The following is a 15,914-nucleotide window of genomic DNA, read 5'->3' on the forward strand; positions in this document are numbered from 1 at the left end:
TTAAGGAACTTTGTGGAGAATCTGTATCCAAATCCTTCGTTTCTTCCTTAACGGAAAAGCTTGATCCCATTGTGCGTCAGTGGGCGGAACGCCCTTTAAATACAGAATACTATCCCTATATTTTCGTTGATGCTCTCTATATTAAAGTTAGAGAACACCACAAAGTAGTATCCAAAGCGATGTATATTGCGACAGCCATTAATACGAAACACGAACGAGAAGTATTAGGTATGAAAGTAGACCACGAAGAAAGCTATGAAGCTTGGAAGGAATTCTTTGAAAGACTAAAAGGAAGAGGTCTCCAATCGCCAAAACTTATTATATCCGACGCTCACTCCGGATTAAAAAAGGCGATTCAAAAGGAGTTTGTGGGTACCTCTTGGCAACGATGCACGGTTCACTTCAAAAAGAACTTGATTCAATCTATGCCGAAAAAAGATATGGAAGAAGCGAAACGGGACTTGAAGAGAATCTTTGATTCGGTTTCTCCTGAAGACGCTAGAGAATCCAAAGAAAAATTCATTACTCAATATAGTGATAATACTAAATTAGACAAAACTATCCGTAAATTAGAAGATGGATTTGATGATGCGATCCAGTACATGACGGAGCCGAAAGATTACCATGTGTACATTCGAAGTACGAACTCATTAGAAAGATTAAACCAAGAAATCAGACGCCGAGAACGCGTGATTCGCATATTCCCTAACACCCAATCAGCCTTTCGTTTACTAGGGGCTGTATTGATGGATTACGTGGATATGTTAAAACTCAAACGACCTCTCTTCGTAAACAAGAAACCAGGTGGAAATTGATTTACCGGAGGAAAGGGCCCTTTCCTCCGGTAAATCAAAACTATCTTCTCAACCATATAGGTAATTTCATTGTGGATATCAATTTACACAAGATTGCGGACTTGACTAAAAAGCAATTAGAAATGGCAGTTAAAGTGGTTCTCTTGGACATTTTAGAGTAAGAGACACAAAGAAAGGGCAGATAGAAAACCTATCTCACCCTTACTTAGCAAACCCCCAATTCAAAATCAGCTTCCCACGCACGTCTTTCTCCGAAATCCTTGCGTATCATAATTTTGGAAGCGTTTAAACTATAAAAAAGGAGTCATCACATCATGAAAGAAATCATATTTGCATTACTTACAGGACTTGTCGTCGGCATCGTATTCGCGTTGCTGAAATTACCGATTCCAGCACCACCCGCTGCGGCAGGGGTAGTCGGAATTGTCGGTATTTATCTAGGCTTCAAGCTCGTCGCATGGGTCAGTCCTATGCTTACCCACATCATTAAATAGGAACTAAAGAAAAGGTCGCAGTAATACTGCGATCTTTTCGTTTATCCGCGTGCCGGCGGAGCGGTTTCTAAGCCAGTGATCGTCAAACGGAATCGTGTCTTCGAAGTCTTCCAAATACATATCCCTCAAGTTGTCGATGAACGGTTTTTCATAAATGAACGTGTTGACTTCCTTGTTCAAGAACAAGCTTCTCCGGTCGAAGTTCGCCGTGCCTAAGTCGGCAAGCTGACCGTCTACGATCACGACTTTTGCATGATAGAATCCAGCATCGAAAAAGCCCACGTTCGCTCCTAATCGGTACAACCGGTTCAGGTAAGGGATACCTGCTTCTTTGACAAAAGGATGATCGGACTTGAGCGGCACCATAATGTACAGCTCGACGCCCCTTTGCAACGCATCCTCAAGTGCGCCCATCAACCGCTCGGTCGGGATGAAATAGGGGGTACCAATCATCAATTCTTGTTCGGCTCTATCAATCATCTCCTTCAACTCATCTTCGAGTCCTACACCGTCCGTTGCAACGATTCTGACATTCTGGGATCCTGTGTCAGGAGACTCTAAGGCCTCGATTTTCTCACCAGTAGCCAAATCCCAATCATCGAGCATGACTTCGTGCAACTCTTTCACCATACGTCCTGTGCATCTTAGGTGATAGTCGCGCCAGTCTCGGAACTTAGAGGATTGCCCGATATAGTTTTTCCCGATGTTGAAACCGCCGACGTAACCGATCTCCCCGTCGATGATGGCAATCTTACGGTGGTTGCGGCGCTGTAGCTTGTAGAAAAGGTAAGGGAATGTCGGTACTTCAGCAAAACGGAACTCGACTCCTGCATCTTCAAGCTCCTGCCGTATCTGCTTATTCAAACGGTAGCTCCCGAGCCGGTCGGCAAGAAGACGGACTGGTACGCCTTCCTTAGCTTTATTTTTCAACACTTGCAGGAAGTTGCGACTGATGTAATCTTTGTCGATTAAGTAAAAGAACACGTCCACTTGAGTGGTGGCTTGATAGATGTCGTTGAAGAGCTTCTCATACATAGGTGAACCGTTCTTGAAAAGGGTGTAGTCTGCGGTCGTTTGTTCAAAGGATAATTTGCGGGCGTGACGATGATGCTGTCTTCTGCCCAACTTGAAATCGATCAATAAAAGGACAAAAAGAATGATGATAATTAAAACGACCATCATTGGGTCCACCTCCTAACTTTAGTATGCTTTCCCCATTCCTAATTGATTCAAAAGGAAAAAGCAGAAAACATGTTGACTGAATGCTCATTCATAATTTATGATAGAACTATAAGATTCAGAAAATTAGGAACCCGCGCATGCGGTCACATCAAAGAGGGGGAGAACTGATGAATCCATTGTTAATCGCAAACTGGATTCTGTTCCTTGGCGTAACGATCTATGGTTTATACTTATTCGTTCGCGTCGTTCGTACACGTATCGCTTACATCAAGATGGGACGGAAATTCGAGTTTGATGGGGATTTGAAAGAACGATTACAGAGAGTATGGGTCAACGTATTCGGTCAGAAGAAATTGCTGAAAGATAAAAAGTCAGGCGCAATCCACGTCATGATGTTCTATGGCTTCCTGCTTGTACAGTTCGGGGCTATCGATTTTATTTGGAAAGGACTAGCACCTCAGTCGCACCTGCCACTGGGACCTTTCTATGAAGGGTTTGTCTTCTTCCAAGAACTTGTGACACTGACGATTTTAGTTGCTGTGATTTGGGCGTTTTATCGCCGTTATATTGAAAAGCTTGTTCGCTTGAAGCGCGGATTCAAAGCAGGACTTGTACTTATATTCATCGGGACGCTAATGGTTTCGGTACTTGTCGGTAACGGAATGAGCCTAGTTTGGTTCGGTTATGACGGTGCCTGGACAGAACCTGTTGCGACCATTATTGCAAGCGCTTTCTACTGGGTTCCACCAGTTGTTGCAGCCACCATCTTCTATGTCATGTGGTGGGTTCACTTGCTGATACTACTTACTTTCATGGTGTACGTGCCACAATCGAAGCACGCACACTTGATTGCAGGACCAGCGAACGTTTTCTTAAGTCGCCAGGATCCACCAGGGAAATTGCAGCCGATCGACTTTGAAATTGATGAAGAGGCTGACGAAGAAGAGGTTTCCTTCGGTGTCGGTAAAATTGAAGATTTCAATCAATTACAGATGATCGATTTCTACGCCTGCGTGGAATGTGGACGTTGTACTAACGTTTGTCCGGCGTCCGGGTCTGGTAAGATGCTGTCACCGATGGACTTAATCGTGAAGCTTCGTGATCACTTGACTGAAAAAGGTGCGGCCGTCACAGGACAGTCTCCATGGGTTCCGGCTTACGCTTTCTCTGGAACAGAGGGGAACACGCTTGCTCAGATGGCCCGCTCTCAAGGAACGGATGAGGCGGCAGCTTCTGTAGAAGCCGTCAACAATAAGAGCTTGATTGGCGATGTCATCACGGAAGAGGAACTATGGGCATGTACGACATGCCGAAACTGTGAAGATGCGTGTCCGGTCATGAACGAACACGTCGATAAAATCATCGACCTTCGTCGTTACCTAGTCCTGACAGAAGGAAAGATGGATCCAGACGGTCAACGTGCGATGATGAACATCGAACGCCAAGGTAACCCTTGGGGTCTTTCGAAAAAGGAACGCGAAGACTGGCGTAGCCTTGATGAAGACGTACACATCCCGACGGTGAAAGAACTGAAGAAATCCGGAGAAGACTTCGAATACTTATTCTGGGTCAGCTCTATGGGATCATACGATAACCGCAGTCAGAAAATCGCAATGGCTTTTGCCAAGCTGATGAACGCTGCTGGCGTCAAGTTCGCAATCCTAGGAAACAAAGAGCAGAACTCTGGAGATACGGCACGCCGGATGGGGAACGAATTCCTATTCCAAGAGCTTGCAGAGAAGAACATGAAAGAGTTCACGAAGCATGACGTGAAGAAGATCATCACGATCGACCCGCATGCTTATAACATTTTCAAAAATGAGTACACGGACTTCGGTTTAGAAGCAGAAGTGTACCACCATACGGAAATGCTTGCGGAATGGTTGAAGGAAGGACGCCTCAAACCTGAAGGTGTCGTCAACGAGAAGATTACGTACCATGACAGTTGTTATCTAGGACGTTACAACGAAGTGTACCAGCCACCTCGTGAAGTACTGGAGATGATTCCAGGAGTCGAAGTGGTTGAAATGAAACGTAACCGTTCGAACGGCATGTGCTGTGGAGCGGGTGGCGGTATGATGTGGATGGAGGAGAAATCCGGAAACCGCGTCAACGTAGCCCGTACGGAACAAGCCCTCGAGGTCGAGCCGACGATGATCTCAAGCGGCTGCCCATTCTGCCTGACGATGCTATCCGACGGGACGAAGGCAAAAGAGGTAGAAGAAGAAGTGAGCACAATGGATATCGCAGAAATTCTTGCGAAATCCATGTTCGAAAACACAGGGGAAAAGACCGCTTAAGCAAAGGGATTAGAGCGGAATACACCTTACCATTTAATTAAACTAAAATTAAAAATAGTAGAAAAATTATGGAAAGTGTACGCGATATTCGGTACACTTTCCTTATGAAGCGAAATTGAGCGAGCGTTCAATCGTCAATTTTGTAAGCGTTATCAATAAGAGGAGGAACCAACATGCGTAAGACTGTAATTGTAGATGGAGCCCGTACACCTTTTGGTAAATTTGGAGGATCTCTTGCCCCGCTGACAGCGGTACAGCTAGGTGGAATAGCAATTAAAGAAGCACTGAAACGAAGTGGCGTAAGTCCAGAAGACGTTGGAGAAGTCATCATGGGTACCGTTCTTCAAGGTGGGCAAGGACAGCTTCCTTCCCGTCAGGCTTCAAGAGAAGCAGGTATTCCATGGGACGTTAAAACGGAAACAATCAACAAAGTCTGCGCTTCCGGAATGCGGAGTGTGACGATGGCGGATCAGTTCATCCGACTCGGTGAAGAAGACATCATCGTTGCCGGCGGTATGGAAAGCATGAGCAATGCACCTTACTTCATGCCGAAAGCACGCTGGGGTCTGCGCATGGGGGATGCTCCTGTCAAAGATATGATGGTGCATGATGGCCTGACGTGTTCTTTTGAAAATGTACACATGGGCAATTACGGAAACCGTACTGCTGAAGAACTCGAAATCACGCGTGAAGCTCAAGATGAATGGGCATACCGCAGTCATCAGCGCGCAGTGAAAGCGATAGAAGACGGCACAATGGCAAGTGAAATCACTGCTGTTGAAGTACCTCAGCGCAAGGGCGATCCGCTTGTTGTCGATCAAGATGAGGCGCCTCGCAAGAATACAACGGTGGAAGCTCTAGCGAAACTCCGTCCTGTTTTTGACCCGAAAGGAACGATCACAGCTGGTAACGCACCAGGCGTAAACGACGGAGCGTGCGCAATGTTGATGATGTCAGATGAGAAGGCGGAACAGGTTGGAGCGACTCCTTTAGCCACTATCCTTGCTCACGACGAAATCGCAGTAGAGGCACAGGACTTCCCGCAGACACCGGGACTAGTCATTAATAAAATCTTAGAAAAAGCAGGAAAATCCATAGAAGAAATCGATCTGTTCGAAGTGAACGAAGCATTCGCAGCTGTTTCCTTGGCTAGTGGGAAAATCGCAGGTCTCGATCCGGAAAAAGTGAATGTGAACGGTGGAGCTGTTGCGCTAGGCCACCCGATCGGCGCAAGTGGAGCTAGAATTCTACTGACGCTTGCTTACGAACTGAAACGTCGCGGCGGCGGACTAGGTATTGCAGCGATTTGCTCCGGCGGGGGTCAAGGCGACGCAGTCTTGATCGAAGTACCGAAACAATAACGAAGGGAGAGGTGAACATGGAAATCAAACAAGTAATGGTCATCGGCGCAGGGCAGATGGGTGCAGGTATTGCGCAAGTCTTCGCTCAAGCCGGTTTATCCGTAAAGCTGAACGATATGAAGCAGGAAGCACTGGACAAAGGATTAGCAGGCATCGAAAAACGCCTCGCCCGTGCTGTAGAAAAAGGAAAGATGACAGAGGAAGAGCAGAAAGAGGCCTTCCACCGATTATCAGGTACAACGAATATCGAGGATGCTTCAGACTGTGATCTTGTCATCGAAGCGGTAGTGGAAAACATGGATGTGAAAGAACAGGTTTTCAAGCGTCTTGATGAAGTGACGCCGGCACACGCGATTTTAGCTACCAATACATCATCGCTACCGATTACCGAAATAGCGGCGGTCACTAACCGCCCGTCACAAGTCATCGGCATGCACTTCATGAACCCCGTTCCTGTCATGAAGCTCGTGGAGGTCATCCGTGCGATTCAAACAAGTGATGAGACGTATCAAGCGATTGAAGATATGACGAAGCAATTGAATAAAGTACCGGTCGAAGTGAACGACTTCCCAGGATTCGTTTCGAACCGTATTCTGATGCCGATGATCAACGAGGCGATCTATACGGTTTATGAAGGTGTAGCTTCACCTGAAGACGTCGATTCTGTCATGAAGCTCGGAATGAACCACCCGATGGGACCACTCACGCTGGCTGACTTCATCGGACTGGATACGTGTCTTTATATTATGGAAGTTCTCCACGAAGGATTTGGAGACAGCAAATACCGCCCTTGTCCATTGCTTCGCCAATACGTCAAGGCTGGCTGGCTTGGTAAAAAGTCAGGAAGAGGGTTTTACATCTACGAATAACTGGTGAAGGAGAGAGGGTCAATGCAGTTAAAGTTTACAGATGAGCAAGAAATGATGCGCAAAATGGTTCGTGATTTTGCTGAAAAGGAAGTCGCTCCTGCGGTGGAACGTATGGAAAAGGAAGACCGTTTCCCGGAGGAATTGATCCCGAAAATGGGTGAGCTCGGTCTGATGGGAATTCCGATTCCTGAAAAGTATGGTGGTGCGGAAATGGACTACACATCCTATATCATCGCTATCCACGAACTGTCCAAAGTGAGCGCGACAATCGGTGTGATTTTATCCGTTCACACATCCGTCGGTACGAATCCGATTCTCTATTTCGGTACAGAGGAACAAAAACAGAAATACTTACCGAAGCTCGCTTCTGGCGAATATCTAGGTGCTTTTGCCTTAACCGAACCAAGCGCAGGTTCTGACGCAAGCAGCTTGAAGACGCGTGCTGTCCGTGATGGCGATCATTACGTACTCAATGGATCGAAAGTGTTTATCACTAACGGTGGGAACGCGGATACATTCATCGTATTTGCACGGACGAACCAAGAGGAGCACAACGGCAAGGGCTTGAGTGCCTTCATCGTCGAGCGTGACACACCTGGGTTCTCGGTCGGGAAAGCTGAGAAGAAGATGGGGCTGCACGGATCGAGTACCGTTTCTCTCAATTTCGACCAGTGCAAAGTGCCGGCTGAACAGCTGCTTGGGGAGGAAGGCGAAGGGTATAAAATCGCCTTGGCTAACTTGAATATCGGTCGGATCGGAATCGCTGCCCAATCCTTAGGCATTGCAGAAGCGGCTTTAGAACAGTCTATCGCTTATGCAAAAGAGCGCGAACAGTTCGGCAAGCCGATTGCCAAGCTCCAAGGCATCTCCTTCAAGCTCGCCGACATGGCGACAGCTGTCGAATCTTCTAAACTATTAACTTATAATGCTGCTTCTCTCCAAGGTGCAGGTAAGCCTTGCGCGAAAGAAGCATCCATGGCGAAACTGTTCGCTTCGAAAACAGCCGTCGATACGGCCATCGAGGCGGTCCAAGTTCACGGTGGATACGGATACACGGAGGACTATGATGTAGAGCGGTTCTTCCGCGATGCGAAAGTATGCGAAATCTATGAAGGAACGAGCGAAATTCAACGTATTGTCATTGCCAATCAACTGATCAGAGACTAAGGGGGATCTACCGTGAATTTTACATTAACTGAAGAACAGGAAATGCTGAGAAAAATGGTGCGCGACTTCGCCAAAAATGAAGTCGAACCGACCGCTGCAGAGCGTGATGAGGAAGAACGCTTCGACCGTGAGATTTTTGACAAGATGGCAGAACTAGGTTTGACGGGTATTCCGTGGCCGGAAGATTACAGCGGAATTGGATCGGACTTCGTCAGTTACGTCATTGCCGTCGAAGAACTATCACGTGTCTGCGCTTCAACCGGCGTAACGCTATCCGCTCACATTTCACTTGCCAGCTGGCCGATCTACAAGTTCGGAAATGAAGAACAGAAGAAGAAATACTTATCTCAACTCGCTTCAGGCGAAAAGCTAGGAGCTTACGCATTATCAGAACCTGGGGCTGGAAGTGATGTTTCCTCTATGCGTACCGTTGCTCAGTTGGAAGGCGATCACTATATCCTGAATGGGAACAAAGTGTGGATTACAAATGGTGGCGTCGGGGACCTTTATGTCGTGTTCGCCAAGACAGATCAAGAAGCAGGGAACCGCGGTATCAGCGCGTTTATCGTGGAAAAAGGAACACCAGGATTCTCCTTCGGTAAAAAAGAGAAGAAGCTTGGCATCCGTTCCTCTCCGACAACAGAATTGATTTTCGAAGATTGCAAGATTCCGAAAGAAAATCTGCTTGGTGAAGAAGGAGAAGGGTTCAAAATTGCTATGATGACGCTGGATGGCGGTCGTAATGGCATCGCTGCCCAAGCTGTTGGTATCGCACAGGGTGCACTCGATGAGTCGGTGTCCTACGCCAAAGAACGCGAGCAATTCGGTAAGCCGATTGCGAAACTGCAAGGGATCTCCTTCAAACTTGCAGACATGGCGACTGAAATTGAAGCAGCGAGATTGCTGACTTACCAAGCGGCATACCTAGAATCGGAAGGCCTTCCATATTCCAAGGCTTCTGCAATGGCGAAACTGTTTGCAGGAGACGCTGCAATGCGCATTACAACAGAAGCGGTCCAAGTTCACGGCGGATACGGTTATACGAAAGACTATCCGGTCGAGCGCTACATGCGTGATGCGAAGATTACCCAGATCTACGAAGGTACCCAGGAAATCCAACGTCTTGTCATTGGACGGATGGTTACAAAAGATTAAGAAAGCTAGGTTGGGGCGGCTATACTGTGTGCCATCCCTGACTTCCGAATAGAATCAGCATTAAAGAATGCAGAAGGTGGACCGATGATGCACCCACTCGCCGAACGAATCCAAAAACGAGATATGCGCGCACTCGCCCGCGCCATCACACTGATTGAGAATGACGACGATGATAAGCTCAAGCTCATGAGCGACATCTTTTCTATCAAAAAGCAGGCCCATTATATCGGTATAACCGGTTCACCTGGTGCAGGCAAAAGCTCGCTCATCAATCAGCTTCTGACGTACATCAGGAGTCTAGATCTCACCGTTGCTGTCATCGCTGTAGACCCGACAAGCCCTTTCAGTGGTGGCTCGTTACTGGGCGATCGGACGCGGATGAATCAGCATTTCATGGATCCGGGCATTTTCATACGGAGCATGGCGACGCGAGGCAGTCTAGGCGGGCTTGCAAGGTCCACAAAAGATGCAATCCGCGCATGCGATGCGTACGGTTTTGATGTCATTTTAGTAGAAACTGTCGGCGTCGGACAGTCGGAACTGGATATTATGAAAGTCGTCGATACGACGGGGCTCGTCCTGACGCCAAATAGTGGAGACGTCCTGCAAATTTTCAAAGCCGGCATCATGGAAATCGCTGACCTCTTTATCATTAATAAAGCAGACCTTCCAGGTGTCGGAAAGCTGAAAGCGACATTGGAAGAATACCGTATGATCGTAAAGCCTAAAGGCTGGCAGCCCCCGATTGTCAGGACCATCTCGACCGAGAACAAAGGGTTAGAGGAACTGTGGGAGAAGCTCGTCGAACATAAATCGTACTTATATGAATCGAAGCAAGGAGAAAAGCAGCGGCAACAACAGCTCAAGCTCGAAGTCTATGATTTGATACGTGAGGAACTATGGAGAGAAGTCAGTAATACGGTGGAAGCGGATGAGGAGAAACAGAAGGCGCTCCATGAAGAGGCCGATCCGTATCAACTGGCACGCTCGTGGGTTCAAAATTGGATGAAAAAGGGGAATGATGATGGCTAAAAAAGAAGTCCCTTCTTCCATTAAAGATGAAGCACTCGTCACGAAGAGAAGAAATCAGATGATCAAGGGTGCCGTAACCCTCTTTATTGAAAAAGGATTCCATAAGACGACAACCCGTGAAATTGCGAAAGCCTCCGGGTTCAGCATCGGTACGCTCTATGAATATATCCGGACGAAAGAAGATGTCTTGTTCCTAGTTTGTGATTCGATCTATCAACGAGTGAAAGAACGAATGGAAGCATCCATTGATCCACGTGAAACGACCATCCAGAGCTTGGTGCACGCCATACGCTCTTATTATCAACTGATGGATGATATGCAGGATGAAGTGCTGGTCATGTACCAAGAGGTCAAATCTCTGCCGCGTGATGCCCAGGACTACGTTCTGCAAAAAGAGCGCGAAATGGTCGCGATGCTAGAAGAGGTCATCCGGAACAGTCTATCCAACAGTCAGTCAGAGCAGCAAGTCCAGCTTTTAGCCAATAATATTTTCGTCCAAGGTCAAATGTGGGGATTCCGTCGTTGGATTTTGCAAAGGCAGTTCACGATCCAATCATACACCGACCTTCAGATTCAATTGTTGCTTGAAGGATTAGGAGAATACGAACCATTCAAAGGAGGAGCATGAAGATGGAACAACCGACGGTATATAAGCCGAAGAATCCGGTGCGTTTTGTAACGGCATCGAGTCTCTTCGATGGTCATGATGCATCCATTAATATAATGCGGCGTATTTTACAGTCGACAGGTGCAGAAGTTATTCACCTCGGACATAACCGTTCTGTAGAGGAAGTCGTAAACGCAGCTGTACAGGAGGACGTACAGGGTATTGCAATCTCTTCTTATCAAGGAGGACACGTCGAATACTTCAAATATATGGTCGACCTCTTGAATGAAAAAGGGGCAGGTCACATTCGCGTTTACGGAGGCGGCGGTGGTGTCATCATCCCGCGTGAAATCAAGGAACTACATGATTACGGCGTAGCACGCGTCTTCTCACCAGAAGATGGACGTTCACTAGGCCTTCAAGGCATGATCAACATGATGATAGAGGAGTGCGATTTTCTTCCTCCATTACAAGTGGAAGAAGGCGTCAAGCAGTTGACGAACGGAAATCATCAAGCCATCGCCCGCTTCATCACTTATGTGGAGAACACGCCGAAAAAAGAGCGTGAAGCAGTCGCCGCTTTCGAGACAGCGGTGGAAAACACCCAGGAAAAACAGATTCCTGTTCTCGGTATCACCGGTACAGGCGGTGCTGGGAAAAGCTCGCTAACGGATGAATTGATCCGTCGCTTCATCAATGAGATACCGGACAAGAAAATTGCGATTCTTTCTGTAGATCCTACCAAACGGAAAACAGGTGGTGCTCTTCTTGGAGACCGTATTCGTATGAACGCCATCTTCAACCCACGCGTTTACATGCGTTCCCTCGCAACACGTGATGCGAAATCGGAAGTATCGACAGCAGTCGAAGAAGCGATCCAAGTCGTCAAAGCCGCTGGTGTCGACTTCATTATCATAGAAACGAGTGGGATTGGGCAGGGAGATGCTGCCATCACGGAAATCACGGATCTGTCGATGTATGTGATGACCGCAGAGTTCGGTGCCCCTTCACAGCTTGAGAAAATCGATATGATCGATTTCGCCGACTTCATCGTCATTAACAAGTTCGAACAAAAAGGGTCCGAAGACGCCCTGAAGCAGGTGAAGAAGCAATATCAACGCAGCCACATGTTGTTCCACGATGACGATTCGAAGTTTCCGGTCTACGGAACGATTGCCAGCCAGTTCAACGACCCAGGAACAAATACATTGTTCGCATCAATTGTCGACGTGCTGAACGAGCGATACGAGTGGGGAGATACAACGTCACTCGAACGTGTCGATAAGGTAGAGAAGCAGAACGTCATTATTCCGAACGACCGTAAACAGTATCTCCGTGACATCGCCTTAGCTGTCCGGGATTATCACACACAGACAGAGAATGAAGCAGAGAAGGCACGCAAACTTTATCAACTGAAAGGCACAATCGAAAGCCTGGAAGATGAGGGAACGAAGGCGAGCCTCGAACGCTTACTAGAGGATTACGAGAAGTCCATCGACCGTGAAGCAAAAGAGAAACTCGATGACTGGGACGGATTGCATGAACGATATAGCGGGGATACGTACACGTTCAAGGTACGTGAAAAAGAAATCACAATGGACATTACAACCGAAAGTCTAGCTGGGCTTAAAATACCGAAAGTCGCACTTCCAAAGTATTCGGATTGGGGCGATCGTTTGACGTGGTTGCTGAAAGAGAATGTGCCTGGAGCCTTTCCGTTTACGGCGGGAGTGTTCCCGTTCAAACGAAAAGGGGAAGATCCGAAGCGCCAGTTCGCAGGAGAAGGGACTCCAGAACGGACGAACCGACGTTTCCACTACTTATCAGAAGGCGATGATGCGAAGCGTTTGAGTACGGCGTTCGACTCCGTCACCTTGTATGGTGAAGATCCGGATGAACGCCCGGATATCTACGGGAAAGTCGGCGAGAGCGGTGTGAATATCTGTACGCTCGAGGATATGAAGAAGCTGTATGATGGCTTCGATCTAGTCGACCCTACGACCTCCGTTTCGATGACGATTAACGGTCCGGCACCGATTATTCTTGCGATGTTCTTCAATACGGCGATCGATCAGCAACTTCATCGCTTCAAAGAAGAAAACGGACGCGAGCCGAATCAAGAAGAAGCAGCGAAGATCAAAGAAGAAACAATTCATGTCGTCCGTGGAACTGTCCAGGCCGATATCCTGAAAGAAGATCAGGGGCAAAATACGTGCATCTTCTCAACGGAATTCGCCCTTCGTATGATGGGAGATATCCAGCAGTATTTCATCGATCACGAAGTGCGTAACTATTATTCTGTTTCGATTTCCGGCTACCACATCGCAGAAGCCGGTGCGAACCCGATCACACAGCTCGCCTTCACATTGGCGAACGGCTTTACGTATGTAGAGTACTATTTGAGTCGCGGAATGGATATTAACAAGTTCGCACCGAACTTATCGTTCTTCTTCTCGAACGGCCTCGACCCAGAGTACACCGTGATGGGACGCGTAGCCCGCAGAATCTGGGCGATTGTCATGAAGAATAAGTATGGTGCTAACGAGCGTAGCCAGAAGCTGAAGTATCATATCCAAACGTCTGGACGCTCCCTGCACGCTCAGGAAATCGACTTCAACGATATCCGTACGACGTTGCAGGCACTGATCGCCATTCAGGATAACTGTAACTCACTTCACACGAACTCTTATGATGAAGCCATTACCACCCCGACAGAAGAATCTGTCCGCCGTGCGATGGCCATTCAAATGATCATCAGCAAAGAGTTCGGCCTTACGAAAAACGAGAACTCTCTTCAAGGATCGTATATTATCCGGGAACTGACAGACCTTGTCGAAGAAGCAGTTCTGCAAGAATTCGAACGGATCAATGACCGTGGTGGTGTACTCGGTGCGATGGAACGCCAGTATCAACGCGGGAAAATCCAAGAAGAATCGCTTTATTACGAAGGTAAGAAGCATTCAGGTGAATTGCCGATCATCGGTGTGAACACGTACCTGAACCCGAATCCACCTTCTGAAGAAGACATTGATTCTATGGAACTTGCGCGTGCTTCGAAGGAAGAGAAAGAGCACCAGATTACAGAACTCCGCAATTTCCAAGGAGCACATGAAGATAAAGCGGAAGCAGCCCTCGAACGACTGAAATATGTCGCGGCAAACGATGGCAATATCTTCGCTGAGCTCATGGAAACGGTCAAAGTTGCTAGTCTCGGTCAAATCACCAACGCCCTCTATCAAGTCGGCGGTCAATACAGAAGAAACATGTAGTTTCTACAAAGAAATAGAAAACCCGAACGAATGGTATCGTTCGGGTTTTTTAATGAAGTATAGAAAGCGCCGCTTCGGCAACATACTTCGCTTTCCGCGGGCACGGCCTCAGCCTCCTCAGAAAGCAAAGACCGCTTTCTTCCGGGGTCTTCACCTCGCGCTATTCCCGCAGGAGTCTACGTATGTTGCCTACGCTCTATAAGTATCTCTAATTATATGGTAGTATTTGCAGCCGTCCGATAAACATCGGTTCAACCCATTTTGGGTAAAGGTGGTGGGGAAACGGCGAGACTCCTGCAAAGGTACAACTTGAGTAATCTTCCTAGCACCTTTGCGCCGAGAAAGTTTGCTACGGAGCGATACTAGAAGACGCAGGCGCAGTTCCTTAAACAATAGAGTGAGATACCAAAAGGTATAGAGCGAGGAGGCATGGCGTTCCCGGCGGAAAGTGAGTTATTTTCCACCCCGTTGCATACTCCAATAGTGAAAGGACCGCTATCAGTTTAATTTAGGATCAGTGGCCTCCGCCGATCTGATCATCATCATGGGCCTGGTTTACTTCCGTAATGTACGGCTTCTTCATCCCGTACCATTCATACGTCAGATTATAGGTCTCGTCTGCTTCAAGAAGCATCCAAGTACTCGTATCCTTCACATGGAGTTTTTGGTCATCTACCATCACATAATAACCATCTTCTCCATGATGTTTTTCAGTAACCGTCGCTTCTTCCAAGTGTTCTGAGCGGATCATGCCGTAATTCGTGACTACATAGACGCCAACGATTAGAACAATGATAATGGTGGCGACCCAGTTGAACGGGTGTGTTTTTAGCATTCTGTGTTCTCTCCTTCATCTAGTTATGGGTACGTTTATTTTATACGAAAAGGCCCCGAAGACCAAACAATTACCGTCTTCCACTTACTTTGAGGTAGAGGTTTAAATTCTATTCGGTTTGGCTACTAATGGTTGTAGCGATAGATTTGATTTTTGTGATTCCAAATCATATAATGGATGGTATGATTAAATGTGATTCGTATGCCTATCAAGTCATATTTTCTATTATGTGTAGATAAAGGAGTGCTGAGATCGTGAGCTTAAAAGAACTAAGCAAAGAGCAAATTGAAGAGATTTCAATGATTGAACTTGCAACGATCATTTTAGAAGAAGAAAGAGAAGCAATGGACTTTAATGATTTATTCAACCGTATTGCTTCCCTGAAAAACTTCACTGAACAACAAAAAGAAAACAACATCGCGCAGTTTTTGTACAGATATGAATATCGATGGTCGTTATATGACGATCGGAACAAACCGCTGGGGACTTCGTAAGTGGTACCCTGTAGAGCAAATGGAAGAGGAAATTGCGAATCTTCCACAGAAGCGCAAGAAGAAGAAAAAGAAGAAGAAAAAACCATCCAAGCTTCTTGAAGATGAACTTGGTGTATCCGAATACGATTCTTCAGATGACGATGATCTAGAAGATGACATCGATCTGACGGATGAAGATCTTGATCTTGATGATGACGATGATGACGACTTCGATGGCGATTACGAAGACGACGATTTAGATGAAGAGGAAGAAGAAATCGTTGAGGATGACATCAGTTTCATCGGCGACGATGACGAAGAAGAAGAGTAATTCGAAAACGCTGTTGACTTTCAA

14 protein-coding genes are annotated in these 15,914 nt (G+C 47.0%); 12 read left to right on the forward strand and 2 right to left on the reverse strand.

The features are described from left to right. The coding region (locus E4663_RS15610; RefSeq protein WP_135328310.1) for an IS256 family transposase at positions 1-815 on the forward strand (815 nt) is incomplete at its 5' end. Between the two features lie 314 nt (positions 816-1,129). Next, complete coding sequence (locus E4663_RS15615) at positions 1,130-1,309, forward strand: XapX domain-containing protein (RefSeq protein WP_079477916.1); 180 nt, start codon at positions 1,130-1,132, stop codon at positions 1,307-1,309. Between the two features lie 3 nt (positions 1,310-1,312). Here E4663_RS15615 and E4663_RS15620 read toward each other — a convergent pair whose 3' ends face one another. Further along, a complete protein-coding gene (locus tag E4663_RS15620) occupies positions 1,313-2,491 on the reverse strand; it encodes a phospholipase D-like domain-containing protein (RefSeq protein WP_135328311.1) in 1,179 nt (392 codons plus the stop codon). Positions 2,492-2,658: 167 nt separating this feature from the next. Here E4663_RS15620 and E4663_RS15625 point away from each other — a divergent pair, with 167 nt between their 5' ends. The 8 genes from E4663_RS15625 to icmF all read left to right on the forward strand — a co-directional run bounded on the left by E4663_RS15625 (position 2,659) and on the right by icmF (position 14,251). Further along, a complete protein-coding gene (locus E4663_RS15625; RefSeq protein WP_135328312.1) occupies positions 2,659-4,791 on the forward strand; it encodes a (Fe-S)-binding protein in 2,133 nt (710 codons plus the stop codon). A 173-nt stretch (positions 4,792-4,964) separates the two neighbouring features. Next, positions 4,965-6,152 (forward strand): acetyl-CoA C-acetyltransferase, encoded by a 1,188-nt coding sequence (locus tag E4663_RS15630; protein WP_079477919.1) that lies wholly within the window; start codon positions 4,965-4,967, stop codon positions 6,150-6,152. Positions 6,153-6,169: 17 nt separating this feature from the next. Further along, positions 6,170-7,021 carry a 3-hydroxybutyryl-CoA dehydrogenase gene (locus tag E4663_RS15635; protein ID WP_079477920.1) on the forward strand — a complete coding sequence of 284 codons (852 nt, stop codon included), beginning with the start codon at positions 6,170-6,172 and terminating at the stop codon, positions 7,019-7,021. Positions 7,022-7,042: 21 nt separating this feature from the next. After that, positions 7,043-8,188, forward strand: coding sequence for an acyl-CoA dehydrogenase (locus E4663_RS15640; RefSeq protein WP_079477921.1), 1,146 nt, complete (start codon positions 7,043-7,045; stop codon positions 8,186-8,188). 12 nt (positions 8,189-8,200) lie between these two features. Further along, on the forward strand, positions 8,201-9,343 hold the full coding sequence (locus E4663_RS15645) for an acyl-CoA dehydrogenase (protein WP_135328313.1): 1,143 nt from the start codon (positions 8,201-8,203) through the stop codon (positions 9,341-9,343). An 87-nt stretch (positions 9,344-9,430) separates the two neighbouring features. Further along, positions 9,431-10,375, forward strand: a complete 945-nt coding sequence (gene meaB / locus E4663_RS15650; RefSeq protein WP_135328314.1) for a methylmalonyl Co-A mutase-associated GTPase MeaB — start codon at positions 9,431-9,433, stop codon at positions 10,373-10,375. Continuing rightward, positions 10,368-11,003 carry a TetR/AcrR family transcriptional regulator gene (locus E4663_RS15655; protein ID WP_135328315.1) on the forward strand — a complete coding sequence of 212 codons (636 nt, stop codon included), beginning with the start codon at positions 10,368-10,370 and terminating at the stop codon, positions 11,001-11,003. Before meaB ends, E4663_RS15655 begins: the two co-directional genes overlap by 8 nt. A gap of 2 nt (positions 11,004-11,005) precedes the next feature. After that, positions 11,006-14,251, forward strand: coding sequence for a fused isobutyryl-CoA mutase/GTPase IcmF (icmF, locus tag E4663_RS15660; RefSeq protein ID WP_135328316.1), 3,246 nt, complete (start codon positions 11,006-11,008; stop codon positions 14,249-14,251). Between the two features lie 514 nt (positions 14,252-14,765). On the opposite strand, the gene E4663_RS15665 is transcribed toward icmF, so the two are convergent. Next, positions 14,766-15,086 (reverse strand): hypothetical protein, encoded by a 321-nt coding sequence (locus E4663_RS15665; RefSeq protein WP_079477926.1) that lies wholly within the window; start codon positions 15,084-15,086, stop codon positions 14,766-14,768. A 254-nt stretch (positions 15,087-15,340) separates the two neighbouring features. On the opposite strand from E4663_RS15665, the gene rpoE reads away from it, so the two are divergent. Both rpoE and E4663_RS15670 read left to right on the forward strand, forming a co-directional pair. Beyond that, entirely contained in the window at positions 15,341-15,580 is a 240-nt protein-coding gene (gene rpoE / locus E4663_RS20330; RefSeq protein WP_338323653.1) for a DNA-directed RNA polymerase subunit delta, read from the forward strand. Beyond that, on the forward strand, positions 15,525-15,890 hold the full coding sequence (locus E4663_RS15670; RefSeq protein WP_338323654.1) for a hypothetical protein: 366 nt from the start codon (positions 15,525-15,527) through the stop codon (positions 15,888-15,890). The genes rpoE and E4663_RS15670 overlap by 56 nt, the downstream gene beginning before the upstream one ends. Positions 15,891-15,914 lie beyond the last annotated feature (24 nt).

It is taken from the genome of Halobacillus salinus, from assembly GCF_004684905.1.
In the GTDB taxonomy this organism is placed as follows: domain Bacteria; phylum Bacillota; class Bacilli; order Bacillales; family Halobacillaceae; genus Halobacillus; species Halobacillus salinus.